Consider the following 24,698-nt stretch of genomic DNA (forward strand, 5'->3'; position numbering starts at 1 on the left):
GTGCTGTTTGTGCTGATGACCACCTGGAAGCGCGGCAAGCAATTGCTGGTCGGCCGTCTCGACGAGGGTGGCTTGCCATTGCCGATCTTCATCAGCAGTATCCGCGTACAGCCGCCCCATCGCGTGCAGGGCACGGCGGTGTTCCTCACCGCGCGGCCCGACGCCGTGCCCCATGCGCTGTTGCACAACCTGCTGCATAACCAGGTGCTGCATGAGCAAGTGGTGCTGTTGACCGTGGTTTACGAAGACATTCCACGGGTGCCTTCAGCGCGGCGCTTCGAGGTGGATGCCTACGGCGAAGGCTTCTTCCGAGTGATCCTGCACTTCGGGTTTACCGATGAACCAGACGTGCCCGAAGCGTTGAAGCTGTGCCACTTGGATGAGCTGGACTTCAGCCCGATGCGCACCACCTACTTCCTTAGCCGTGAAACGGTGATCGCCTCGCGCATCAAAGGCATGGCCCGTTGGCGCGAAGTGTTGTTTGCCTTCATGTTGAAAAACGCCAACGGCAACCTGCGGTTCTTCAAACTGCCGGTCAACCGTGTGATCGAGCTGGGCACCCAGGTCGAGATGTAAGGCGCTGCCTACCGGGAGCCGGCAATCGGCTCCCGCTTTCCTTCTGAACCCTGTGCAAACGACGGTTGTCGACTAGGCTGGTAGGAGCGAGCTCGCTCCTACAAAAATGCCTATGAAGCCCAGAAGAGGTGCGCCATGAGTCAGCTGCTCGAACCTTACACCCTGCGCCAATTGACCCTGCTCAACCGCATCGCGGTTTCACCCATGTGCCAATACTCCAGCGACGATGGCCTGGCCAATGACTGGCACCTGGTGCATCTCGGCAGCCGGGCCGTGGGTGGCGCCGGGCTGATTTTTACCGAGGCCACGGCGGTGACCGCCGATGGCCGTATCACAGCCCAGGACCTGGGCCTGTGGAACGACGCCCAGATCGAACCGTTGCGGCGCATCACCCGTTTTATCGCGGCCCAGGGCGCGGTGGCTGGGATCCAGCTGGCCCATGCCGGGCGCAAGGCCAGCACCCATCGGCCATGGATCGGCAAACATGGTAGCGTCAAGCCGGAGGAGGGCGGCTGGGTGCCGGTGGGGCCCTCGCCGATTGCCTTCGACCCCAATCACACGCAGCCCAAGCCACTGGACGAAGGGCAGATCCAGCAAGTGATCGCCGACTTTGTCGCCGCCGCCAAGCGCGCCTTGACCGCAGGCTTTGAAGTGGTGGAAATCCACGCCGCCCACGGGTACCTGCTGCACCAGTTCCTCTCGCCGATCAGCAACCAGCGTCAGGACCACTACGGCGGCTCTTTTGAAAACCGCATCCGCCTGGTGCTGGAAGTGACCAAGGCCGTGCGCGCCGTGTGGCCTGATGAGTTGCCGCTGTTTGTGCGCGTGTCGGCCACTGACTGGGTGGAAGACGGCTGGAACCCGGATGAAACCGTGGAGTTGGCGCGCCGCCTGAAAGATCTGGGGGTGGATCTGATCGACGTGTCGTCCGGTGGCACCGCCGCGAATGCCGAGATTCCTACCGGCCCCGGATACCAAACGCGCTTCGCCGAGCGCGTGCGCAAGGAATCGGGCATGGCCACCGGCACCGTCGGCATGATTACCGAACCCGCTCAAGCCGAGCACATCCTGCGTACCTGCCAGGCCGACATTATTTTCCTGGCCCGCGAACTGCTGCGTGACCCCTACTGGCCACTGCACGCCGACGATGACCTGGGTGGGCGCAAGGCAATCTGGCCGGCGCAATACCAACGGGCGACCCACCGGGATCAGCCGATCCATGAGTCAGACCTGCGGGATTGACCCTGTTCACCTCTGTGCCAAACCCACCCTGACACGGTGGGTTTTTTCTTGCGCGCGTTGTAGGCGTTGCGCAGCCGATATCGACCACCCTGTGAGCAATCGCTGTAGGCTTTTATTACCGACGTTATTTTTTAAGTTAATACTCTAAAAAAATCCCACGAATGATGAGATAGTTTCTACGCTAAGGGTAAGCCCGACTTCTGGCCCAGGGAGACAGGCGGTTGGTCCGCGAAGCCGTTGCGCTTCTCGGGAGTTGGGAAATGGGCACCAGGAGTATTTGACTGATATCAGGAGTAGCGGTCCATGGCCAAGTCCTATGGCGTAGCGGGTGCGGTGGCGTCTTTTCTGAGCCGCCGGATGTCTTTACGGGGTCGAAGGTTGAGTTCAGATGAAATGGAGTTGCTGGCGCAATATCGGGCGCTGACCGAGAGCGATCAGGTGGCGATGCGCTATTTGATTGGCGCGATGAAAAGCGTGTCGCGGTTCTGAGCCAAATCCGATCATTCCCACGTTATTGCGTGGGAATGATCGTGCAGTGTGGCATCAGGTGTACTTGCGCTGTTCTGGCGCAGGCGGGAAGTACTGATACAGCCAGGTTTCACTCAGGGTGCGGTCCTGGGTGCGAATAAACAGGCGTAGCTCGACCGGCTCCACGCTGTCGCTGGTGGGGTACCAGTCGAACAGGATGCGGTACCCCTTGATGTTGTCTAGCACCAGCACGCTGAAGTCCTTCACCTCACCGTGGGAACAGGTCACCACAGGCTCGATGCCAGTGCCCGCCGGCAGGCGATCCAGGCCGCCGCCCTTGAAGTCCACGGCAAAACGCCTGGCCCATACTTTCGGATAATGCTCGCCGGGTGCCCAGCCTTCGGTAAAACCGCCCATGCCCGAACGGGTCGCGTCGACCTGTGCCAGCGGCGTGCTCACTGGCGGCAGTGCGCTCCAGTACAGCTTGTAGCCGTAGTTGAGCGAATCACCGGCGGCCACCGGTTTTTTCGGAGTCCAGAAGGCCACGATGTTGTCCAGGGTTTCACCAGTGGTGGGGATTTCCAGCAGGTCGATCGAGCCTTCGCCCCAGGCCGTGGTCGGTTCAACCCACAGGCTTGGGCGTTTGCTGTACCAGTCGACGGTGTCTTGGTAGCTGGCGAACTCATGGTCGGTCTGCACCAGGCCGAAGCCTTTGGGGTCGGTGTCGGCGAACGCGTTGAATTGCAGCTTGGCCGGGTTGTTCAGGGGCCGGCAGACCCATTCGCCGTTGCCGCGCCACATGGCCAGGCGGTCTGAGTCGTGGATTTGCGGGTGAATGGTGTCGCACATGCGGCGCTCATGGGTGCCGCAGCTGAACATACTGGTCATGGGCGCGATGCCCAGTTGTTCGATGGCGGTGCGCGCATTGATGTGCGCGTCGATCGCCATCACCACTTGGTTGGCCTGGCAGTCGATGTCGAAGCGATAGGCGCCAGTGGCGCTTGGCGAGTCGAGCAGGGCGTAGACCACAAAGCGCGTGGCGTTCTTGTCCGGGGTTTCGAACCAGAACTGCGTGAAATCAGGGAATTCCTCGCGTTTTTTCGCGTAGGTATCAATCGCCAGGCCACGCGCCGAGAGGCCGTACTGGCCGGTGGAATCCACTGCGCGAAAGTAGCTGGCGCCCAGAAACGAGAGCACGTCATGGCGGTCCAGTTCCGGCGCCTTGAACAGCTTGAAGCCGGAGAAACCCAGGTCTCCGGTCAGTTGCTGGGTGTCCACCGTGGTTTTTTCATAGTTGAACAGCGAAGGGCGAAAGTGCACTTCGCGGGCTTCACGGGTCTTGGGGTCGACGCTGTGCATGCGCACCGGCGTCTTGAAGCCCATGCCGACGTGGAAGAACTGCACGTCCAGTTGGCCGTTCAACTCCTTCCACAGCGAATGGTTACGGTCATAGCCGATGGCGTTGAAGTTCTGCGGGGTCATGGTGGCCAGGGTCGGCGGCAGCACCTGCTTAGTGTCCTGGTAGTCACGGGTGGCCAATTGCTTGGCCTGGGCCTTGAGCGATTCGAAATCGAACGCCACGGCCTTGCCATCGGCAGCCCGATTACCGGCCCAGGCCTGCGCGGCCAGCAGGCCACTGGCCGACAAACCGGTGTAAGCCGCAATGGCCATGGATGCTTTGAGCAAATTCCTGCGGTGCATAGAGACAACCTGTCGTGAGCAAATCCCGCGCCGTTCCTGGCACGTAGCGGATCAGAAATAACGGTTCGGACATGCCTTCGGCCAAACGCAACGGACAATAAACAGACGCCGGATAGCTTAAGCGGTTCGATGAGCAAGGCAAATTGATTGATGGCGGGATGATGGCGTTGCATGTGCAACAAGACATTTCCAGCATCGCAACTGAGCGTTACATCTGGAAGCACTCTAGATCACGGCTTTTTGGCACTTAGTTTTACGCTGGAGGCCTATTGGTCCTACGAACCCAAGTGTCTGGAGGCTACGAATGAATACCCGTGGATTGCTCGATCAACTGCTCAAGTCTGGCCAGGACATGTTGCAAAACAAGGCCGGCGGCCAACGCAAAGCCAATGAAAAGGGCGCCCTCGGCGGCTTGCTCAACGGTGGCGGGCTCGGCAGCATGCTCGGCGGTGCCGGCGGCGGCGCCCTGGCGGCGGGGGCCATGGGCTTGCTGCTGGGCAACAAAAAAGCCCGCAAATTCGGCGGCAAGGCACTCACCTACGGCGGCCTGGCCGCACTCGGTGTGATTGCCTACAAGGCTTACGGCAACTGGCAAGCCCAGCAGGCCAGCGCGCCCCAAGGCGAGCCGCAAACCATCGACCGCCTGCCAGCGGCCCAGGTCGAACAACACAGCCAAGGCATTCTCAAGGCACTGGTAGCCGCGGCCAAGGCTGACGGGCATGTGGATGAGCGCGAGCGCGCCTTGATCGAAGGCGAATTTACCAAGCTGGACAATGATCAGGAGTTGCAACACTGGCTACACGCCGAACTCAACAAACCCCTGGACCCCACCGACGTCGCCCGCGCCGCCAGCACCCCGGAAATGGCCGCCGAAATGTACATCGCCAGCGTGATGCTGGTGGACGAAGAAAACTTCATGGAAAAAGCCTACCTGGACGAACTGGCCCGCCAACTGAAACTTGAGCCAGGCTTGAAGCTGGAGTTGGAAAAACAAGTGCGGCTTAACGCATAAACAAGGCCTCACGCCCATCAAAAATGTGGGAGCGGGCTTGCTCGCGAATGCGGTAGACCAGTCACTCTATTTCTGGCTGACTCACCGCATCCGCGAGCAAGCCCGCTCCCACTTTTGCATTCTGTGCACTGCACATCAAAAGCCTTGATAAAAGCGCGCAGCCGCTCAGCTATACTCCCCTCCATTTGAATGGCCCTGCGAGGAATTACTGTGAAGAACTGGACCCTGCGCCAAAGGATTTTGGCGAGCTTTGCGGTAATTATCGCGATCATGCTGCTGATGGTCGTGGTCTCGTATTCGCGCCTGCTGAAAATCGAAATCAGCGAAAACTCGGTCCGAGACGATGCGGTGCCCGGGGTTTTTTTCAGCTCGATGATTCGCAGCGCCTGGGTCGACAGCTACCTGCAAACCCAGGAGTTGGTTGGGATCCACGAGAACCAGGGCATTTCCGAAACCGACAAACAGGACTACAAGTCTTTTGAGGCTCGGCTTGAGCAACATATGGCCAGCTACGCCGGGACGATCAATATCACTCAGGATCGCACCGAATTCGATGCCTTCGAAAAACTGCACCAGAACTACAACCAGATTCTCGCCCAGGTCTTGGCAGCCCATCAGAGCAATAACGCCGCCGAAGCACTGAGATTGTTTAACGAGCAACTGACCCCCGCCTGGACCGCAGGCCGCATGAAGCTCAATGACATTATCAATGAGAACAAGCAAGTCGCCGACAACGCCACCGCCGCCATCGATGATGCGGTAGCGGCCGCGAAGATCAGCATGGGCGTTTCGCTATTGCTGGCGATTCTCGCCGCCGCGCTGTGTGGCCTGTTGCTGATGCGCGCGATCATGGCGCCGATGCAGCGCATCGTTCAAATCCTCGAAGTCATGCGCACCGGTGACCTGAGCAAGCGCCTGAATCTGGAGCGCAAGGACGAATTCAACGCGGTTGAAACCGGCTTCAACGACATGATGACCGAGCTGACTGCCCTGGTGTCCCAGGCGCAGCGCTCATCGGTACAGGTCACTACCTCGGTCACCGAGATTGCCGCGACCTCCAAGCAGCAACAGGCGACCGCGACAGAAACCGCGGCCACGACCACCGAAATCGGCGCCACTTCCCGCGAAATTGCCGCCACGTCCAAGGACTTGGTCCGCACCATGACCGAAGTCTCCACCGCCGCCGACCAAGCCTCGGTGGCTGCAGGTTCCGGCCAGCAGGGCCTGGCCCGCATGGAAGAAACCATGCACTCGGTGATGGGCGCCGCCGACCTGGTCAACGCCAAGCTGGCGATCCTCAATGAGAAGGCCGGCAACATCAACCAGGTGGTAGTGACCATCGTCAAGGTGGCCGACCAGACCAACCTGTTGTCGCTCAATGCGGCCATCGAGGCTGAGAAAGCCGGTGAATACGGGCGCGGCTTTGCCGTGGTTGCCACCGAAGTGCGCCGCCTGGCCGACCAGACCGCCGTGGCGACCTACGACATTGAACAGATGGTGCGTGAGATCCAGTCGGCGGTGTCGGCGGGGGTGATGGGCATGGACAAGTTTTCCGAGGAGGTGCGTCGCGGCATGTCCGAGGTGCAACAAGTGGGCGAGCAACTGTCGCAGATCATCCATCAGGTACAGGCCCTGGCGCCGCGGGTGTTGATGGTCAACGAAGGCATGCAGGCCCAGGCCACCGGCGCCGAGCAGATCAACCATGCGCTGGTGCAATTGGGCGATGCCAGCAGCCAGACCGTCGAATCCCTGCGCCAGGCCAGCTTTGCCATTGATGAACTGAGCCAGGTTGCGGTCGGTCTGCGCAGCGGCGTCTCGCGTTTCAAAGTCTGATGAGCGAGCTCGCGGCTAAACGCGGTGCCGTCCCGGCAGCGAAAAAGGCGTTGTTCCTGGTGTTTCGCATCGGCAACGAACGCTTTGCCCTCAAGGCCACCGAAGTGGCCGAGGTGCTGCCGCGCCTGGCCCTTAAACCCATCGCCCAAGCGCCCTTATGGGTGGCGGGTATCTTCGCCCATCGTGGGGTGCTGGTGCCGGTCATCGACTTGAGCGCGCTGACGTTCGGCACTTCGGCCCAGGCGCGTACCAGTACGCGCCTGGTGCTGGTCAATTACCAACCGCAGCCCTGGAGTGAGGCGCGTTGGCTGGGGCTGATCCTGGAACAGGCCACCGACACCCTGCGTTGCGACCCCGCCGAGTTCCAGCCCTATGGCCTTGACAACCAGCAGGCGCCGTACCTGGGGCCGGTGCGCGAGGATGCCCAAGGCTTGATGCAGTGGATTGGCGTCGCGGATCTGTTGACCGCGCCTGTGCGCGCCTTGTTGTTCTGCGCCGAGTTGAGCCTATGAGCAATGACCCGCGGTTTTTCGCGTTCTTGAAAGAACGCATCGGCCTGGACGTCGCTTCGGTGGGCGAGGCGATCATCGAGCGCGCGGTGCGCCAGCGCTGCCAGTCGTCCCAGTCGCCGTCGGCGGAGGCTTACTGGCAACACCTGCAAACCTCCCATGACGAGCAGCAGGCGCTGATCGAAGCGGTGATCGTCCCCGAGACCTGGTTTTTCCGCTATCCCGAATCCTTTGCAACCCTGGCTCGCCTGGCCCAGGCACGCCTGGCCGAGATCAATCAGATGCGCGCCCTGCGCATTCTCAGCCTGCCGTGTTCGACCGGCGAAGAGCCCTATTCGATTGCCATGGCCTTGCTCGATGCGGGGCTGGCGCCCCACCAGTTCAAAGTACAGGGCATGGACGTCAGCCCGCTGTCGGTGGAGCGCGCGCGGCGGGGCGTGTATGGCAAGAACTCGTTTCGCGGCGCTGACCTTGAGTTTCGCGACCGCCACTTCACTGAAGACGCAGGCAGTTACCGCATTGCCGACCGAGTGCGTGAGCAAGTGCGCCTGCAAGTCGGCAACTTGCTGGACCCGGCACTGCTGGCGAACGAGCCAACCTACGATTTTGTGTTCTGCCGCAACCTGCTGATCTACTTCGACCAGCCGACCCAGAAACAGGTCTTTGATGTGCTCAAGGCGTTGACACACGTGGACGGCGTGCTGTTTATCGGCCCGGCCGAGGGCAGCCTGCTGGGGCGCCACGGTATGCGCTCCATCGGCGTACCGCAGTCCTTCGCTTTCAGTCGGCATGTAGAACCGACCCCGCCGCCAGCACCTCTGGTCAAACCGACGCCCGCGCCGCTGCCGCAGCGCAGGGCGGCGCCGATACCGCTCAAGCCGCGGCCGTTCAGCACGGTCAGCCCCCACGTGCCACCGGTCAAAGGGGTGCCTACCGATGCCGGGGATCTGCTTAGCCAGATCGCAACCCTGGCCAACGAGGGCAAAAGTGCCGAGGCCCGTGCGGCCTGCGAGCGGTATTTGAGCAGTCACCCACCGGCCGCCCAGGTATTTTATTGGTTGGGCCTGCTCAGCGATGTGGCTGGCAGCGCCCTGGAGGCCCAGGGGTATTACCGAAAAGCCCTGTATCTGGAACCGCAGCATCCCCAGGCCCTGATGCACCTGGCCGCGTTGCTCGAGTCCCAGGGCGACAGTGCCGGCGCGCGTCGTCTTCAGGCCCGCGCCGCCCGTAGCGAGCGAGCTGACAGTGAGTCCAAACGATGAGTAGCCCTGACGCGCTCGACACCGCAGGCCTGGACCTGACGCTGACCGATACCCAAGCCATTGACGACTGTTGGAACCGCATCGGTATTCATGGCGACAAGTCCTGCCCGTTGTTGGCTGAGCACATCCACTGCCGCAATTGCTCGGTGTATTCCGCCGCCGCCACGCGCCTGCTCGACCGCTACGCACTGCAACAGGATGACCATCACGCGCAGGCAACTGCCGAAGCGGATAACGAGGTGGTCACCCGTTCGCTGTTGATGTTTCGCCTCGGCGAAGAATGGCTCGGCATCGCGACCCGCTGCCTGGTGGAAGTGGCGCCGTTGCAGCCGATCCACTCGCTGCCGCACCAGCGCTCCCGGGCGCTGCTGGGCGTGGCCAACGTACGCGGGGCGCTGGTGGCATGCCTGTCGCTGGTGGAACTGTTGGGCCTGGACAGCACCAGTACCGGCGCCAGCGGCGGGCGGATCATGCCGCGCATGCTGATCATCGCCGCCCAGGACGGGCCGGTCGTCGTACCGGTGGATGAAGTAGACGGCATTCACGCCATCGATGAGCGCACCTTGAAGGCCGCGTCGGTGTCCGGCACCCAGGCCAGCGCACGCTACACCCAAGGCGTGTTGCAGTGGAAAGGCCGCAGCCTGCGCTGGCTGGACGAAGCGCAATTGTTGTCCGCCGTGACCCGGAGCCTCGCATGACCCCCGACCAGATGCGCGATGCCTCGCTGTTGGAACTGTTCAGCCTGGAGGCCGATGCGCAGACCCAGGTGTTGAGCGCGGGCCTGCTGGCGCTGGAACGCAACCCCACCCAGGCCGACCAGCTCGAAGCCTGCATGCGCGCCGCACATTCACTTAAAGGGGCGGCGCGGATTGTCGGCGTGGATGCCGGGGTCAGCGTGGCCCACGTCATGGAAGACTGCCTGGTCAGCGCCCAGGAAGGCCGCCTGTACCTGCAACCTGAACATATCGACGCGTTGCTGCAAGGCACCGACCTGCTGATGCGTATCGCCACCCCGGGCAATGATGTGGGGCCGGCGGATATCGAGGCCTATGTTGCGCTGATGGAGCGCTTGCTCGATCCCTCCCAGCCGATTGCCACGCCCATGCCAAAACCCGAGCCCATCCCGGCGCCGCGGGTTGACGCCTTGCTGCTGGAGCCCGAGCTGGAGCCCGCGCCACCGCTCGGCAGTGAAGCGCCGCGCCAGAACAAGCGCATGACCGAAGGCGGCGAGCGTGTGCTGCGGGTCACGGCCGAGCGCTTGAACAGCCTGTTGGACTTGTCCAGCAAATCCCTGGTGGAAACCCAGCGGCTCAAGCCGTACCTGGCCAGCCTGCAGCGGCTCAAGCGCATTCAGAGCAACAGCTTGCGTGCCCTCGACGCCCTGGATGGCCAGCTCAAATCCCTGGATCTGAACCTGGAAGCCCAGGAAGCCCTGGCCGATACCCGTCGCCTGCTGAGTGAAGCCCAGGCCTTGCTGGCGGAAAAAAACGCCGAGCTGGATGAGTTCGGCTGGCAGGCCGGCCAGCGTGCCCAGGTGCTCTACGACACCGCATTGGCCTGCCGCATGCGACCGTTTGCCGACGTGCTGGCCGGGCAGGTGCGCATGGTGCGTGACCTCGGTCGTAGCCTGGGCAAGCAGGTGCGCCTGGAGATCGAGGGCGAAAAGACCCAGGTCGACCGTGACGTGCTGGAAAAACTCGAAGCGCCGCTCACCCATTTATTGCGCAATGCGGTCGACCACGGTATCGAAACCCCTGAGCAGCGCGTGTTGGCGGGCAAACCGGCGGAAGGCTTGATTCGCCTGCGCGCGTCCCATCAGGCCGGGCTGCTGGTGCTGGAGCTGAGCGATGACGGTAACGGTGTCGACCTCGAGCGCCTGCGCGGCACCATCGTCGACCGGCACCTGTCGCCGGTGGAAACGGCCTTGCGCCTGAGCGAAGAGGAGCTGCTCACGTTCCTGTTCCTGCCGGGGTTCAGTCTGCGCGACAAGGTCACCGAGGTGTCCGGTCGTGGCGTTGGCCTGGACGCGGTGCAACATATGGTTCGCCAGCTGCGCGGCGCGGTGGTGCTGGAACAGACAGCAGGGCAGGGTAGCCGCTTCCATCTGGAGGTGCCGTTGACCTTGTCGGTGGTGCGCAGCCTGGTGGTGGAAGTCGGCGAAGAAGCCTATGCCTTCCCCCTGGCGCATATCGAACGCATGTGCGACCTGGCCCCCGACGACATCGTGCAGTTGGAAGGCCGCCAGCACTTCTGGCATGAGGGCCGGCATGTTGGCCTGGTTGCCGCCAGCCAGTTGCTGCAGCGCCCGCCGGGGCAGACCCCGTCAGATACCTTGAAAGTGGTGGTGATCCGCGAGCGCGATGCCGTGTACGGGATTGCCGTGGAGCGCTTTATCGGCGAGCGCACCCTGGTGGTGTTGCCGCTGGATGATCGCCTGGGCAAGGTCCAGGACATTTCTGCCGGGGCCTTGCTCGATGACGGCGCGGTGGTGTTGATCGTCGACGTCGAAGACATGCTGCGTTCGGTGGATAAATTGCTCAACACCGGCCGTCTGGAGCGCATCGCCCGGCGTAGCCAGCAGGCCACCGAAGCGCCGCGCAAGCGTGTGCTGGTGGTGGACGACTCACTGACGGTACGTGAGCTGCAACGCAAATTGTTACTCAACCGTGGTTATGAAGTTGCCGTTGCGGTCGATGGCATGGATGGCTGGAACGCATTGCGCTCCGAGGACTTCGACCTGCTTATCACGGATATTGATATGCCTCGCATGGACGGTATTGAATTGGTCACACTTTTGCGCCGTGACAGTCGCCTGCAATCGTTGCCGGTGATGGTGGTTTCCTACAAGGATCGTGAAGAAGACCGCCGCCGTGGCCTCGACGCCGGGGCCGACTATTATTTAGCCAAAGCCAGTTTCCATGACGACGCCTTGCTCGACGCCGTGGTTGAACTGATTGGAGGCGCCCGGGCATGAGGATTGCGATCGTCAATGACATGCCTCTGGCGGTGGAAGCCTTGCGTCGTGCCTTGAGTTACGAGCCCGCCCATGAAGTGGTGTGGGTGGCCAGCAATGGCCTGGAAGCGGTGCAACGTTGTGCCGAGCTGACCCCGGACCTGATCCTGATGGACTTGATCATGCCGGTGATGGACGGCGTGGAAGCTACCCGGCAGATCATGGCCGACACGCCATGCCCGATCGTGATCGTCACCGTCGACCGCCAGGCCAACGTCAGCCGTGTGTTCGAAGCCATGGGCCACGGCGCCCTGGATGTGGTGGACACCCCGGCACTGGGCGTGGGCAACCCCAAGGATGCGGCGGCGCCCCTGTTGCGCAAAATCCTCAATATTGGCTGGCTGATCGGCCAGCGTGGTACACGAGTGCGTGCCGAAGCCCCGCCCCAGCGGGTCACCGGCAAGCGTCAACGGCTGGTCGCCATTGGATCTTCCGCCGGTGGGCCGGCGGCCCTGGAAGTTCTGCTCAAGGGGTTGCCCCGGGATTTCCCTGCCGCCATCGTGCTAGTGCAGCATGTGGACCAGGTGTTTGCCGCTGGCATGGCCGAGTGGCTGAGCAGCGCTTCCGGCCTGCCGGTGCGCCTGGCCTGTGAAGGCGAGCCGCCTCAACCCGGCGTGGTATTGCTGGCCGGCACCAACCACCATATTCGCTTGTTGAAAAATGGCACGCTAGCCTATACCGCAGAGCCGGTGAACGAGATTTACCGGCCGTCGATCGACGTGTTTTTCGAAAGCGTCGCCAGCCACTGGAACGGTGACGCCGTCGGCGTCTTGCTCACGGGCATGGGGCGCGACGGCGCCCAGGGCCTCAAGCTGATGCGGGAACAAGGATATTTGACCATCGCCCAGGACCAACAGAGTTCGGCGGTGTATGGCATGCCCAAAGCGGCGGCGGCGATTGATGCTGCTGTTGAAATTCGCCCACTGGATAGAATTGCGCCCCGATTGCTGGAGGTCTTTGCAAAATGAACAAAAATCTCCCGCCGTGCTGGCTTGCAGGTAGTAATTCAGGTGACTGCACATGAATGATTTACAGCTCGACGACTTCAAGACCGACGAAAACGCCGCCATGGTGTTGCTGGTTGACGACCAGGCCATGATCGGTGAAGCCGTGCGGCGTGGCCTGGCCCATGAAGAGAACATCGACTTCCACTTTTGTGCCGACCCGCACCAGGCGATTGCCCAGGCGATCCGCATCAAGCCCACGGTGATCCTGCAAGACCTGGTGATGCCGGGCCTGGACGGCCTCACTCTGGTGCGCGAATACCGCAATCACCCGGCCACCGCGAATATCCCGATAATCGTGCTGTCCACCAAGGAGGACCCGCTGATCAAGAGCGCGGCCTTTGCGGCCGGGGCCAACGATTACCTGGTCAAGCTGCCGGACAACATCGAGTTGGTGGCGCGCATCCGCTATCACTCGCGGTCCTACATGACCCTGTTGCAGCGCGACGCGGCCTACCGCGCGTTGCGCGTCAGCCAGCAACAGTTGCTGGACACCAACCTGGTGCTGCAACGCCTGATGAACTCCGATGGCCTGACCGGGCTGTCCAACCGCCGCCACTTCGACGAATACCTGGAGCTGGAATGGCGCCGCGCCATGCGCGACCAGACCCAACTGTCGCTGCTGATGATCGACGTGGACTTCTTCAAGACCTTCAACGACAGCTTCGGCCACGTCGAGGGCGACGAAGCCCTGCGCAAAGTCGCCAACACCATCCGTGAAGCCAGCAGCCGACCTTCGGATTTGCCGGCGCGCTACGGTGGCGAAGAGTTCGCGCTGGTCCTGCCCAGCACCTCGCCGGGCGGCGCACGCCTGGTCGCGGAAAAACTGCGCATGGCGGTGGCGGCGTTGAAAATCCCGCACATCGCCCCGGCTGAAGGCTCCAGCCTGACCATCAGTATTGGGCTGTCGACGTTGACACCGGTCCAGGGCACGGACTGTCGGCAGTTGATCATGGCGGCGGACAAGGGGTTGTACACGGCCAAGAACAATGGGCGTAATCAGGTGGGCATCGAGTAATCCCACGCGCCGCTCAACCCCTGTGGGAGCTGGCTTGCCTGCGATGGCGGTGTATCCGTCACACAAGTATCGACTGGTACACCGCCATCGCAGGCAAGCCAGCTCCCACATTTGATCTCTATCTGGCTGCGGATCGTGTACAAACCCCCGCCTTTTCGGCCAAGCGGGCTGCCGTTTCCAGCCGTTTGCCGTTATACTCGCCGGCTTTCAAAAGTTCGCCAACGAGTGCTGCCCGCCATGGAAATCAACCCGATCCTTAACACCATCAAGGACCTGTCCGAGCGCTCCGAAACTATTCGGGGGTATCTTTGACTACGATCAAAAGCATGAGCGTCTGACCGAGGTCAATCGCGAGCTTGAAGATCCGAGTGTCTGGAACAAACCTGAATACGCCCAGGAACTGGGGCGCGAGCGCGCTGCGCTGGCACAGATCGTCGATACCCTCGACGAACTGAACACCGGCCTGGGTGATTGCCGCGACCTGCTGGACATGGCCGTCGAAGAAAACGACGAAGGCGCAGTGGGCGATGTCGTCGCCGAGCTGGCCCGTCTCGAGGAAAACCTCGCCAAGCTTGAATTTCGCCGCATGTTCAGCCATGAAATGGACCCGAACAACGCCTACCTGGATATCCAGGCCGGTTCCGGCGGCACCGAGGCCCAGGACTGGGCCAACATCCTGCTGCGCATGTACCTGCGCTGGGCCGACAAGCGCGGTTTCGACGCGACCATCATGGAACTGTCTGCCGGTGAAGTGGCCGGTATCAAGGGCGCGACCGTGCACATCAAGGGCGAATACGCCTTTGGCTGGCTGCGCACCGAGATCGGCGTGCACCGCCTGGTGCGCAAGAGCCCGTTCGACTCCGGCAACCGTCGCCACACGTCGTTCTCCGCCGTTTTCGTCTCGCCAGAGATCGACGACAAGGTGGAAATCGAGATCAACCCGGCCGACCTGCGGATCGACACCTACCGTTCCTCCGGTGCCGGTGGCCAGCACGTAAACACCACTGACTCAGCCGTACGTATTACCCACGTACCGACCAATACCGTGGTCAGCTGCCAGAACGAACGTTCCCAGCACGCCAACAAGGACACCGCCATGAAAATGCTGCGGGCCAAGTTGTACGAGCAGGAAATGCAGAAGCGCAACGCCGCTTCCCAGGCGCTGGAAGACACCAAGTCGGATATCGGCTGGGGTCACCAGATCCGTTCGTACGTGCTCGATGCCTCGCGGATCAAGGATCTGCGCACTAACATCGAACGCAGCGACTGCGACAAGGTACTCGACGGCGATATCGACGAATACCTGGAAGCCAGCCTGAAATCCGGCCTCTAATACCCTCTGTGGGAGCGGGCTTGCCCGCGATCCCCCGCCGAAGGCTGGGGGCAACGAACCTGATGGAATATTTAAAGACATGAGCGACCAACAACTCGACCCGCAAGCCCTGCAACAGGAAGAAAACTCCCTGATCGCCCTGCGCAAGGAAAAGCTTGCTGCCGAGCGCGCCAAGGGTAACGCCTTCCCCAACGACTTCCGCCGCGACAACTACTGCGATGCCTTGCAGAAGCAATACGCGGACAAGACCAAGGAAGAACTGGCAGAGGCTGCGATCCCGGTCAAGGTGGCAGGTCGCATCATGCTCAACCGTGGCTCGTTCATGGTGATCCAGGACATGACCGGTCGCATCCAGGTCTACGTCAACCGCAAGACCCTGTCCGAAGAAACCCTGGCCTCGGTGAAAACCTGGGACATGGGCGATATCATCGCAGCCGAAGGCACCCTGGCCCGTTCCGGCAAGGGCGACCTGTACGTCGAGATGACCAACGTGCGCCTGCTGACCAAGTCCCTGCGCCCGCTGCCAGACAAGCACCACGGCCTGACCGACACCGAACAGCGCTATCGCCAGCGTTATGTTGACCTGATCGTCAACGAAGACGTGCGCCAGACCTTCCGCGTGCGCTCGCAAGTCATTGCCCACATCCGCAGCTTCCTGATGCAGCGTGACTTCCTGGAAGTCGAAACCCCGATGCTGCAGACCATCCCGGGTGGTGCCGCAGCCAAGCCGTTCGAAACCCACCACAACGCGCTGGACATGGAAATGTTCCTGCGTATCGCGCCGGAGCTGTACCTCAAGCGCCTGGTGGTTGGCGGCTTCGAGAAAGTGTTCGAGATCAACCGCAACTTCCGCAACGAAGGCGTCTCGACCCGTCACAACCCAGAATTCACCATGTTGGAGTTCTACCAGGCCTACGCCGACTACGAAGACAACATGGACCTGACCGAAGAGCTGTTCCGCGAGCTGGCACAGCTGGTGCTGGGCAGCACCGACGTGCCGTACGGCGACAAGGTGTTCCACTTCGGCGAGCCATTCGTGCGCCTGTCGGTGTTCGACTCGATCCTCAAGTACAACCCCGAGCTGACCGCTGACGACCTCAACGACATCGACAAGGCCCGTGCCATTGCCAAGAAAGCCGGCGCCAAGGTGCTGGGCTTCGAAGGCCTGGGCAAGCTGCAGGTGATGATTTTCGAAGAGCTGGTGGAGCACAAGCTGGAACAGCCGCACTTCATTACCCAGTACCCGTTCGAAGTGTCGCCGCTGGCCCGTCGCAACGACGACAACCCGAACGTCACCGACCGTTTCGAGTTGTTCATTGGTGGCCGCGAAATCGCCAACGCCTATTCCGAGCTTAACGACGCGGAAGACCAGGCCGAGCGTTTCATGGCCCAGGTGGCCGACAAGGACGCCGGTGACGACGAAGCCATGCACTACGATGCCGACTTCGTACGGGCCCTGGAATACGGCATGCCGCCCACTGCCGGTGAAGGCATCGGCATCGACCGTCTGGTGATGTTGTTGACCAACTCGCCGTCGATCCGCGATGTGATCCTGTTCCCGCACATGCGGCCACAAGCGTAACCGTAGCGAAATCCGAAGCCGCCTTTTATAAGGCGGCTTTTTTATGTGGCCTGTTCAAGTGGTGCTCGTCAGTGATCGCTCCCACGCTCCGCGTGGGAATGCATCCTGTGACGCTCCGCGTCACCTCTAAAGGAAGAAGTGTGGTGAACCGCGTAATAGCTCAAGAAGGTGCCGCCGGCATTGCTGCTGCCGTGGCTGAAAGCGTTCAGTACCAGGGCCGCAAGGCCAGTCGGCGGGGCAGCGAGCAACGCCGGCAAGACATTCTCGATGCGGCCATGCGTATCGTCGTGCGCGATGGCGTGCGGGCCGTGCGTCACCGGGCAGTGGCGGCAGAGGCGGGGGTGCCGCTGTCGGCCACCACCTATTACTTCAAAGACATCGACGACCTGCTCACCGACACCTTCGCCCAGTACGTGGAACGCAGCGCCGCGTTCATGGGCAAGCTGTGGGTACGTAACGAAGGCCTGTTACGCGAAATGGTCGCCTATGGCGACGGCAGCCCGGAGTCGCGCTCGCAACTGGCCGATGACATCGCGCGCCTGACCGCCGACTATGTGCTACGCCAACTGACCAATCGCCGCGAATACCTGATGGCCGAACAGGCCTTTCGCCAGGAAGCCCTGCTCAACCCACGCCTGGCCGAACTGGTACGCTCCCATCAACAGATCTTGTTGCAGGGCACCGGGCAGTTTTTCCAGGTATTGGGTTCCCGTGAGCCGCAGCAGGATGCCAAGGTGTTGACGGCTATCATCAGTCGGATGGAATATCAGGGCCTGTTGGGCGGCGCAGAGCCTCTGACCGGGGAAGAGATGCTTGAAATCCTCAAGCGCTACATGCACCTGGTATTGGCCTCGGTCTGACAGCGTTCGATGAAAGCCTGATAACGTTCAACGTTTAAAGAGGAAGCACCGGGTGGACGATTACCAGCAGACGATACGCACCTTGTCCGATCGCATAGTGCTGGCGCAAACACCGATCCGCGTCCTTGATGCGGTGAAATGGGACGAGAACATTCGCCAGGGATTCCTCAAGGCCAAAGGCAAGGCGATGCCTGCCGTAGACCGTGATTACTACCTGAGCCGGCCGCTGTCGTTCGATTCCAGTGCGGTGAAGCTAGAGTTCCAGAACATCGAGCGCGACATCACTCGACGCCTTGGGCAATTCAGTCCGGTGGGGCAGATCATGCGGCGCATGTGCCGCGAATACCGGATGGTGGTGCGCATGCTTGAAGCGCGCGGCACCGAGGACTTCGGCCTGATTTCCCAAGAGCTGTACGGCGCCGCCTCCGATGCGTTCCACGCTGGCGACCCGACCCTGGCCGACCTTGGCCTGATGCTCTCCGACTACCTCAACAACATCGACGGTCGGGGTGACCTCAAGGACGAAGCCAAGACCCTCACCGCCAAAGATGCGGTCAGCCTGCTGCAAACCCGCCTCAACAAGGTGTTTGGCGAAGCCGAAGAGACCATCCGCGTATTCGAGTCCGACGGCATCGTCGCCGACGCAGCGGCGGGCGCCGACTACATCAAGATCCGCGCCGATGCGATGTTCAACGACCGCGACGTTCGCGCCCTCGAAGTGCATGAAGGGTTGGTGCATGTGGGCACCACCCTCAACGGCCAGAACCAGCCGATCTGCACGTTCCTGTCCAAGGGCCCGCCGTCGTCCACCGTCACCCAGGAAGGCCTGGCGATCCTGATGGAAATCATCACGTTTGCTTCCTACCCCAGCCGCCTGCGCAAACTCACCAACCGGACACGCGCCATCCATATGGTGGAGGAGGGTGCCGACTTCCTGCAGGTGTTTGAGTTCTTCCGCGAGCAAGGCTTTGAAATGGCCGAAAGCTATGGGAATGCCAGCCGGGTATTCCGTGGTTCGGTGCCCACCGGTCTGCCATTTACCAAGGATTTGTCCTACCTCAAGGGCTTTATCATGGTCTACAACTACATTCAGCTCGCCGTACGTAAAGGCAAGCTGGAACAGGTGCCGCTGCTGTTCTGCGGCAAGACCACCCTTGAGGACATGCGCACCCTGCGCCAATTGGTCGACGAAGGCCTGGTGGTGCCGCCCAAGTATTTGCCGGAGCAGTTTCGCGACATGAACGCGCTGGCGGCCTGGATGTGCTTCTCCAACTTCCTCAACCACTTGAGCCTGGACCGGATCGAGGCGGATTACTCCAATATCCTCTGAGCACAGCAATGCTATTTGTAGGAGCGAGCAAGCTCGCTCCTACAGTGGGCGTCAATCACCATGAGGCTTCAACGGATGAGAATCCTCGGCATTTTATGCCTGCTACTCACATTGAACGGCTGCAGCTCCTTACTGTTCTACCCCGAGCCCGGCCTGCCCTTCACCCCGGAAAAAGCCCACCTGCAATACCGCGACGTCACGCTCACCACCGCAGACGGGGTGAAGCTGCACGCTTGGTGGCTGCCAGCCAAAGCGGGTGTGCCACTCAAAGGCACCATCCTGCATTTGCACGGCAACGGCGGTAACCTCGCCTGGCACCTGGGGGGCAGTTGGTGGTTGCCGGAGCAGGGTTATCAAGTGTTGTTGCTGGACTATCGCGGCTATGGGCTGTCGGAAGGCAAGCCATCGTTGCCGGCGGTCTACCAGGATATCGACGCCGCATTCGGCTGGATCGACAAGGCGCCTGAAACCCAGGGTAAACCGCTGATTATTCTCGGGCAAAGCCTGGGCGGTGCACTGGCGGTGCATTACCTGGCAGCCCACCCGGAGCGTCAAGCCCAACTCAAAGCTCTGGTACTGGATGGCGTGCCAGCCAGTTATCGTGACGTAGGACAATTCGCCTTGAGCACTTCCTGGTTAACCTGGCCGTTGCAGGTGCCGCTGTCATGGCTGGTGCCCGACGCCGACAGTGCGATCAATGCCATGCCCCGCGTGACCGGCGTGCCCAAGCTGCTGTTCCACAGCCTGGATGATCCCATCGTGCCGGTGGCCAATGGCATCCGCCTGTATCAGGCCGCACCGCCGCCCAGGGTGTTGCAACTGACCCGTGGCGGCCATGTGCAGACCTTTGCCGATAAAACCTGGCAGACCGTGATGCTGCGTTACCTGGACGACCCGCAGCACTTCAACGGCTTGCGCCGCCTGGGCGAAATTCCGAATTACCCTATTCCTAAAGTTGATTCATCAGAGAGCCCGCAATGAGCGAAGAACGCAACATGATCCCGCTGATTCTCACCGGCATCGGCACCATCATCGGTACCGTTGGCTGCCTGTGGTACTACGGCTACCTGCACTTTGCCAAGCCGGAAGATGCGTTGCTGCTCAGCGACTTCACCATGCTCAAGACCGTGCCGGGTGAGGATTACAAGGTCTCCCTGACCCCAGCGGCGCAAGTGGCGCAGTGCGTTGACGGCGTGTTGGTGATGTTTGATACCGAACAGAAAGGCTTGAGCGGCGTGCTGGTGAACAATAAGAAGCAGGCCGTGCGTTGCATGGGCCAGGAAACCCCGCAGTTGCAACAGTGAGCCTGGGTTTTTGCGTGGTATGAAAAATACCGTTGAGTTTCCCGGTTAGTCGTTCAGGGACCGCCCGAACTTTTATAGGCTGGAACCATCTTCGCTCGTGCGCCACAGATGATGGACTGATTGGTTTGGCTGATCAGTCCACTTTATTTATCACTCTGGAGTACGAGTTTATGGATGGTATTGGCGCAGCACCTTCAGTTGGCGCGGGCAATTCGGGAGGCATCCAGGGACCTTCGCAAGGTCTTGATCAGCAAATTCAGCAGCTCCGGGAGAAAATTCAAGCTAAAAGCGGTGAGGGTTCCCAAGATTCCGGTTCCGGTTCCGGTGGTTCCGGTGGCTCTCAAGGGGCGGGAGGCGCTCAGGGTTCCAATGGCTCCCAAGGCGCTGGTGGGGATGAGAGTCTTGAAGAGTTGCTCAAAAAACTGGTGAAACTGATGGCAGAAGAAAAAGCGGCCCAAGGGGCACAAGGCGGTGAAAGTGGCGCATCGGGCCAAGGCCAAATCCAGATGGGCGGCGGTGAGAGTCAAGGCTCGATCAACTACTGATCGGCAACCCTACAAAAACCCGCCTTTTAGCGGCGGGTTTTTCATATCAGCGGCCTCACGGTCATCATCGCGGATCTCGTAACGAAATTGTTTGGAACCCAATTGCATCAGGTGCCACAAAAGGCAATGTAATTACGCAAAGTGGGGGCGGGAAGGCAGTGATAAGAATTGATGCGATTTGCAATATGCTGGCCATGGCCAGGGCGCATCAGGCGTTGGAACGGGCGGATGCGCAAGAACAGGCGCGTAATCAGTTGGCAGGTTGCTCGTCTGATACCTCCTCTCATAACAAAAAGATAACGCCGCCAGATGAAGATACTGATCGCAAGATCAAGTTTCCCTAGTCAAAAAAACCACCGTTACTGGTGGTTTTTTTTCGTTTCAATCTTATCCATCAGCGATAGACGACCGGCTTGGGCGACCAACAGGTGAGCCCCTACTTATATCAGGATTATACCGTTGGGAACTGATAGACGTAGCCGACCACTCTTATAGTTGCCAGGAGTTTAAACCTGGACGTGTGGGAAATCATTTGGAGTCAAGGAATGAGGTTAGATTCATTTTTCAATACAACGCTCACGAATACCATGGGCGTCATGTCCAATACATGGAACGCTGTCACGGGGCAGCGTATGGGGTGGAGATACCCTCAAGTGGGTAAAACCTATAACTACAATCACTATCAATCGAGTCGGCGTCCACGGTATGCCGGAACTCAACCTTTGAATCGTGGAACCGTTCGCTACATGGGGCCGCCACCGCGTACTCAGGCGACGGCTTCACAGCCGCCTACGATCAACTACGTGACCTATGTATTCAATACTAATTATGTGACGGTCGGTGGCGTAAAATCGGCGCAAGTGGGTGTGCATATCAATAACGGTAATAACAGCATGAATGACGGTAACTTCGGCAATTACGGCAATAACGGTAATAGCGGAAGCCACAGTGGTTATTCCAATCACGGCAGTAACGGCAATCGTCAATTGACCTCCAGGCATAGGCCGGTCGGTAATGGCCATGCTCGGCGCCTTCAAGATTGAAACAAACAATGTGACTGCGTTGCTGTGCATATTTTGATGTGGTTTTTAGAGTGTTCGCAGTGGAACTGCTCGCAGCGATTCTCCACTTAAAGGGACGATGCACTGCGCAGCATGCCGCTTATGTGTCGTCAATGCATACACTATTATTAAATTTTGACAGGGAAGATAAGATGACTCATCTATTTGGTTCGCGACCTGCACAGTATGTTGCTTGGCCTCCACGTTATGCTGAAGAGCAACCCCGCCATTCCACACCGGGTCAGCGGGTGTGGGGAAGTGGCGGCAACAATGGCAATTATGGTAACTATGGCAATAACGGCAATAGCGGGCGGTGCAGTCACTATGAAAACCATGGGCGCAACGGCAATGACATGATGGGCGCGCCGGGGAACTACCGTCACTTTGAAGGCCATAGTAATTACGGCAGTTACGGTAACTATGGTAACTACGGAAATAACGGCAACTCGGGCGATTCCAGCCGTTACATCAATTCTGGCCAGAACGGCAACCGCAGCAGCTTCAGATACTTCAATGACTAAAGCTTGAATGCGCTTTCATGAACGGCAACGAAAAAGCCCCGCCTAAAGGCGGGGCTTTTTTACCAGGCTATTGATCAGTTAGCGACGGAAGACCGTGGCTTGACCGGCTGGTTGTCGTTGGAGATGGTCACTTCAACGCGACGGTTCATGGCGCGGCCGGAAACGCTGCCGTTATCGGCAACCGGGTATTCCTTGCCGTAACCCTGGGTCACGATGCGCGAGATATCCACGCCTTGCTGAGCCAGTGCACGTTGAACGGAAGCGGCGCGACGCTCAGACAGGCTCTGGTTGTACGAGTCGGAACCGGTGCTGTCGGTGTAGCCTTCGACAATCACTTTACGGTCTGGGTTATCGCGCAGGAACTGAGCCAGCTTGGTGATGTTCACCAGGCCGCTGGATTTCAGGTCGGACTTGTTGGTGGCGAACAGCACGTCACCGAACGTTACCAGAGTGCCGCGATCGGTTTGCTTGGCGTTCAAGCTGTTTTGCAGTTGCTTGATTTGCGCATCACGGGCGTCCAGCAGGGCGCGGGCACGTTCGTCACCGGCGTTTTTCAGCTTGGCTTCGGATTCGCGCAGGACGATGGTGTCCTTGGCCACTTCAACGCGCTGGTTGGTCAGGTAGGCCAATTGGTCGACTTTCTTCTCGTCTTCTTTGTCGCGGTAGGCCTTGTCAGCCTTGTCCAGCCAGTCGCTGGCATCTTTGGTTTCCAGCGCGGCCAGCTTGGTGGCTTGCGGGTTGGTTTGCAGGGACGAGAAATTGGTCCGCGCATTTTCCAGGTTCGCGTTCGGCGGGGTGGAGCAGGCCGCCAAGGCAACGCTCATCGCCAGCAGGGCAGGGATCATCAATTGTTTACGCATAGTCGTGTCGTCCTTTCAATTCGATATCAGGTGCGATGCAGTCAAGAGGCTGCGGCTTACTTCTGCATGATTGCAGCTGGGCGCATGCCTTCTTTACGCAGTTCGTCAACAGCCTTCTGGGAGTCCTTCACAGCCTGTTGAGCCTTGGCAGCCTGGGCTTTACGCTCAGCGACGCGGGCATCCCACTCGGCTTGTTCAGCCAGTTGGCGAGCCTTGTCGTAGTTCTTGTCGTGCATGGCAATCTCAGCTTCTTTGAGCTTGTCCTGGGCCGACTTCATTTCCACCGCCGCGTACTCGGTGCCGCCGGCGCTGACTGCGCTGTTGACGGCCGATTGGGTTACGGCGTACTGCTCGGTTGGAGGGTTGCCGGCGCAGCCAGCCAGAACGAAGCTGGTGCCGATTGCCAGCGCGGCCAATTTGAGCCCGCGCAGATGGTTAAACGAGGATTTGGCAGTGCTGGTGTTCATCGTCTTCAACTCCATTGGATAACTCCTGAAAAACATCAAAATCCATCGGGGCGTATCGATTTCGGGCCCGTCGATAAAGCACATGGCGTCCGTTCAAACGACCGTTCCACACGTGATGGCTACTGGCTGTGACCGGAGGCTTTTTTCAAAAGTTCAGCGGATATGGCGATTTGCCTAAAAAAATATCTGACTGACTGGTCAGTGTTTGAAAAATGGAACTTTCGCGGCGCGCGGCGGTACCTCCGGGCCCGTAAAAGGCCCGGAATACGTGGGTTTAATTGACGTCAATAAATGTTTATCAGTGCTTTTGTTCGTCAGTAGCGGCCGACAAATCGTGCAAGTGGCGACGGGATAACGTGAGAAAACGTGGTGTGGGTCCGACGTCTTCATACAGCGGGTCACCCTCTTCATCGGTGGCAATCACCTGCTGGCCCTGGATGTAAGGAAAGCTGGCTTCCAGCTCTTCCAGGGCGGCGCCGATCAGCTCGCCCAGCAGTTCTTCAACGTGGCGCTTGGGGTACATCTCGGCAATGGCCGCCAGCCGGGCGGCGGCTTCCACATCCAGATGAATCGCGTATTCAGTCTTGGTCAAACGACCCTTGGCGGTTTCTTCCCAATGCTGGGCCAGTTCTCGAATTTTCATGGCGACCTCAATAAAGCCTGCGAGGGCAGGCGGTGATGAGTGACCAGCCGCCTGCGGAATAACGCGGCGACCTACCGTTGAGACTAGCTGTAAGCGCCAAGGTTTAAAGTCGTTTGCGTTCGGCCTTGTCAGAAACCGACGTCGGCGGCACTCTGAACCCCCTGCGCGTCCCGGATTTCTGGCTGGAGATTGGCTGATGAGTGATATCGATGCACGCTTGCGTGAGGATGTTCACCTGCTGGGTGAGCTGTTGGGCAACACCATTCGAGAGCAGTACGGCGAAGCTTTCCTCGAAAAGATCGAGCAGATCCGCAAAGGCGCCAAGGCCGACCGTCGCGGAGCCGTTTCAGAGAAAACCGCTGGCGATGAGTTGAGCGCCAGCCTCAACCAGTTGCAGGAGCAGGAGTTGCTGCCCGTGGCCCGGGCCTTTAACCAATTCCTCAACCTGGCCAACATTGCCGAGCAATATCAGTTGATTCATCGGCGCGATGAGTCGCAACCCGCGCCGTTCGAATCCCGGGTCTTGCCAGAGTTGCTGGCCCGTCTGCAAAGCG

Annotated in this window: 25 protein-coding genes; 20 read left to right on the forward strand and 5 right to left on the reverse strand. The window is 60.1% G+C overall.

From position 1 onward, the window contains the following. The 3 genes from GIW04_RS11820 to GIW04_RS11830 form a co-directional block, all read left to right on the forward strand. The coding region (locus tag GIW04_RS11820) for a KUP/HAK/KT family potassium transporter (RefSeq protein ID WP_236478987.1) at window positions 1-576 on the forward strand (576 nt) is incomplete at its 5' end. A 135-nt stretch (window positions 577-711) separates the two neighbouring features. Further along, the gene (locus tag GIW04_RS11825) at window positions 712-1,818 is read left to right on the forward strand and encodes an NADH:flavin oxidoreductase/NADH oxidase (RefSeq protein WP_003189065.1); all 1,107 of its coding nucleotides are present in this window, start codon (window positions 712-714) and stop codon (window positions 1,816-1,818) included. A gap of 303 nt (window positions 1,819-2,121) precedes the next feature. Further along, window positions 2,122-2,307, forward strand: coding sequence for a hypothetical protein (locus GIW04_RS11830; protein WP_003189066.1), 186 nt, complete (start codon window positions 2,122-2,124; stop codon window positions 2,305-2,307). 54 nt (window positions 2,308-2,361) lie between these two features. Here GIW04_RS11830 and GIW04_RS11835 read toward each other — a convergent pair whose 3' ends face one another. Continuing rightward, a complete protein-coding gene (locus GIW04_RS11835) occupies window positions 2,362-3,987 on the reverse strand; it encodes a glucan biosynthesis protein D (RefSeq protein WP_003189068.1) in 1,626 nt (541 codons plus the stop codon). Window positions 3,988-4,291: 304 nt separating this feature from the next. Between GIW04_RS11835 and GIW04_RS11840 the strand changes: the two genes are divergently transcribed. The 15 genes from GIW04_RS11840 to GIW04_RS11910 all read left to right on the forward strand — a co-directional run bounded on the left by GIW04_RS11840 (window position 4,292) and on the right by GIW04_RS11910 (window position 20,592). Continuing rightward, entirely contained in the window at window positions 4,292-4,999 is a 708-nt protein-coding gene (locus tag GIW04_RS11840; RefSeq protein ID WP_034135789.1) for a tellurite resistance TerB family protein, read from the forward strand. A 210-nt stretch (window positions 5,000-5,209) separates the two neighbouring features. Beyond that, the gene (locus tag GIW04_RS11845) at window positions 5,210-6,832 is read left to right on the forward strand and encodes a methyl-accepting chemotaxis protein (protein ID WP_003189070.1); all 1,623 of its coding nucleotides are present in this window, start codon (window positions 5,210-5,212) and stop codon (window positions 6,830-6,832) included. Beyond that, a complete protein-coding gene (locus tag GIW04_RS11850; protein WP_003189072.1) occupies window positions 6,832-7,344 on the forward strand; it encodes a chemotaxis protein CheW in 513 nt (170 codons plus the stop codon). Before GIW04_RS11845 ends, GIW04_RS11850 begins: the two co-directional genes overlap by 1 nt. Continuing rightward, on the forward strand, window positions 7,341-8,603 hold the full coding sequence (locus tag GIW04_RS11855; RefSeq protein ID WP_120247588.1) for a CheR family methyltransferase: 1,263 nt from the start codon (window positions 7,341-7,343) through the stop codon (window positions 8,601-8,603). Before GIW04_RS11850 ends, GIW04_RS11855 begins: the two co-directional genes overlap by 4 nt. Then, window positions 8,600-9,301: a chemotaxis protein CheW gene (locus GIW04_RS11860; RefSeq protein ID WP_003189074.1), complete on the forward strand. Its 702-nt coding sequence runs from the start codon at window positions 8,600-8,602 to the stop codon at window positions 9,299-9,301. The genes GIW04_RS11855 and GIW04_RS11860 overlap by 4 nt, the downstream gene beginning before the upstream one ends. Beyond that, the gene (locus GIW04_RS11865; protein WP_120247589.1) at window positions 9,298-11,577 is read left to right on the forward strand and encodes a hybrid sensor histidine kinase/response regulator; all 2,280 of its coding nucleotides are present in this window, start codon (window positions 9,298-9,300) and stop codon (window positions 11,575-11,577) included. The genes GIW04_RS11860 and GIW04_RS11865 overlap by 4 nt, the downstream gene beginning before the upstream one ends. Continuing rightward, complete coding sequence (locus GIW04_RS11870; protein ID WP_120247590.1) at window positions 11,574-12,584, forward strand: chemotaxis response regulator protein-glutamate methylesterase; 1,011 nt, start codon at window positions 11,574-11,576, stop codon at window positions 12,582-12,584. The genes GIW04_RS11865 and GIW04_RS11870 overlap by 4 nt, the downstream gene beginning before the upstream one ends. Before the next feature lie 52 nt (window positions 12,585-12,636). Continuing rightward, entirely contained in the window at window positions 12,637-13,638 is a 1,002-nt protein-coding gene (locus GIW04_RS11875; protein ID WP_034135786.1) for a response regulator, read from the forward strand. Between the two features lie 237 nt (window positions 13,639-13,875). After that, window positions 13,876-14,971 (forward strand): peptide chain release factor 2 gene (prfB, locus tag GIW04_RS11880; protein WP_096001736.1). Its coding sequence is split into 2 segments (ribosomal slippage): window positions 13,876-13,947 and window positions 13,949-14,971, totalling 1,095 coding nucleotides; the frame shifts between segments, so codons are not numbered across the junction. Window positions 14,972-15,050: 79 nt separating this feature from the next. Beyond that, a complete protein-coding gene (gene lysS / locus GIW04_RS11885; RefSeq protein ID WP_003189082.1) occupies window positions 15,051-16,553 on the forward strand; it encodes a lysine--tRNA ligase in 1,503 nt (500 codons plus the stop codon). A 143-nt stretch (window positions 16,554-16,696) separates the two neighbouring features. After that, window positions 16,697-17,413, forward strand: coding sequence for a TetR/AcrR family transcriptional regulator (locus GIW04_RS11890; RefSeq protein ID WP_003189083.1), 717 nt, complete (start codon window positions 16,697-16,699; stop codon window positions 17,411-17,413). A 52-nt stretch (window positions 17,414-17,465) separates the two neighbouring features. After that, window positions 17,466-18,743: a flavohemoglobin expression-modulating QEGLA motif protein gene (locus GIW04_RS11895; protein WP_003189084.1), complete on the forward strand. Its 1,278-nt coding sequence runs from the start codon at window positions 17,466-17,468 to the stop codon at window positions 18,741-18,743. A gap of 75 nt (window positions 18,744-18,818) precedes the next feature. Next, window positions 18,819-19,724, forward strand: a complete 906-nt coding sequence (locus GIW04_RS11900) for an alpha/beta hydrolase (RefSeq protein ID WP_034135785.1) — start codon at window positions 18,819-18,821, stop codon at window positions 19,722-19,724. Next, window positions 19,721-20,047: a hypothetical protein gene (locus GIW04_RS11905; protein ID WP_003189087.1), complete on the forward strand. Its 327-nt coding sequence runs from the start codon at window positions 19,721-19,723 to the stop codon at window positions 20,045-20,047. The genes GIW04_RS11900 and GIW04_RS11905 overlap by 4 nt, the downstream gene beginning before the upstream one ends. Before the next feature lie 125 nt (window positions 20,048-20,172). Next, window positions 20,173-20,592, forward strand: a complete 420-nt coding sequence (locus GIW04_RS11910; protein ID WP_169878801.1) for a hypothetical protein — start codon at window positions 20,173-20,175, stop codon at window positions 20,590-20,592. Between the two features lie 779 nt (window positions 20,593-21,371). On the opposite strand, the gene GIW04_RS11915 is transcribed toward GIW04_RS11910, so the two are convergent. Continuing rightward, window positions 21,372-21,614, reverse strand: a complete 243-nt coding sequence (locus GIW04_RS11915) for a hypothetical protein (RefSeq protein WP_034135783.1) — start codon at window positions 21,612-21,614, stop codon at window positions 21,372-21,374. 80 nt (window positions 21,615-21,694) lie between these two features. On the opposite strand from GIW04_RS11915, the gene GIW04_RS11920 reads away from it, so the two are divergent. After that, a complete protein-coding gene (locus GIW04_RS11920) occupies window positions 21,695-22,174 on the forward strand; it encodes a hypothetical protein (RefSeq protein WP_169912432.1) in 480 nt (159 codons plus the stop codon). 74 nt (window positions 22,175-22,248) lie between these two features. On the opposite strand, the gene GIW04_RS11925 is transcribed toward GIW04_RS11920, so the two are convergent. The 3 genes from GIW04_RS11925 to GIW04_RS11935 all read right to left on the reverse strand — a co-directional run bounded on the left by GIW04_RS11925 (window position 22,249) and on the right by GIW04_RS11935 (window position 24,144). Further along, window positions 22,249-23,034 carry an OmpA family protein gene (locus GIW04_RS11925; protein WP_003189093.1) on the reverse strand — a complete coding sequence of 262 codons (786 nt, stop codon included), beginning with the start codon at window positions 23,032-23,034 and terminating at the stop codon, window positions 22,249-22,251. A 56-nt stretch (window positions 23,035-23,090) separates the two neighbouring features. Further along, window positions 23,091-23,516, reverse strand: a complete 426-nt coding sequence (locus tag GIW04_RS11930; RefSeq protein ID WP_003189094.1) for a DUF4398 domain-containing protein — start codon at window positions 23,514-23,516, stop codon at window positions 23,091-23,093. A gap of 283 nt (window positions 23,517-23,799) precedes the next feature. After that, entirely contained in the window at window positions 23,800-24,144 is a 345-nt protein-coding gene (locus GIW04_RS11935) for a pilin assembly protein (protein WP_120247592.1), read from the reverse strand. 196 nt (window positions 24,145-24,340) lie between these two features. On the opposite strand from GIW04_RS11935, the gene GIW04_RS11940 reads away from it, so the two are divergent. Continuing rightward, a partial coding sequence (locus GIW04_RS11940; protein ID WP_236478988.1) for a phosphoenolpyruvate carboxylase occupies window positions 24,341-24,698 on the forward strand: 358 nt, incomplete at its 3' end.

The organism is Pseudomonas sp. PA-4-8C, assembly GCF_021606625.1.
GTDB classification, from domain to species: domain Bacteria; phylum Pseudomonadota; class Gammaproteobacteria; order Pseudomonadales; family Pseudomonadaceae; genus Aquipseudomonas; species Aquipseudomonas lactis.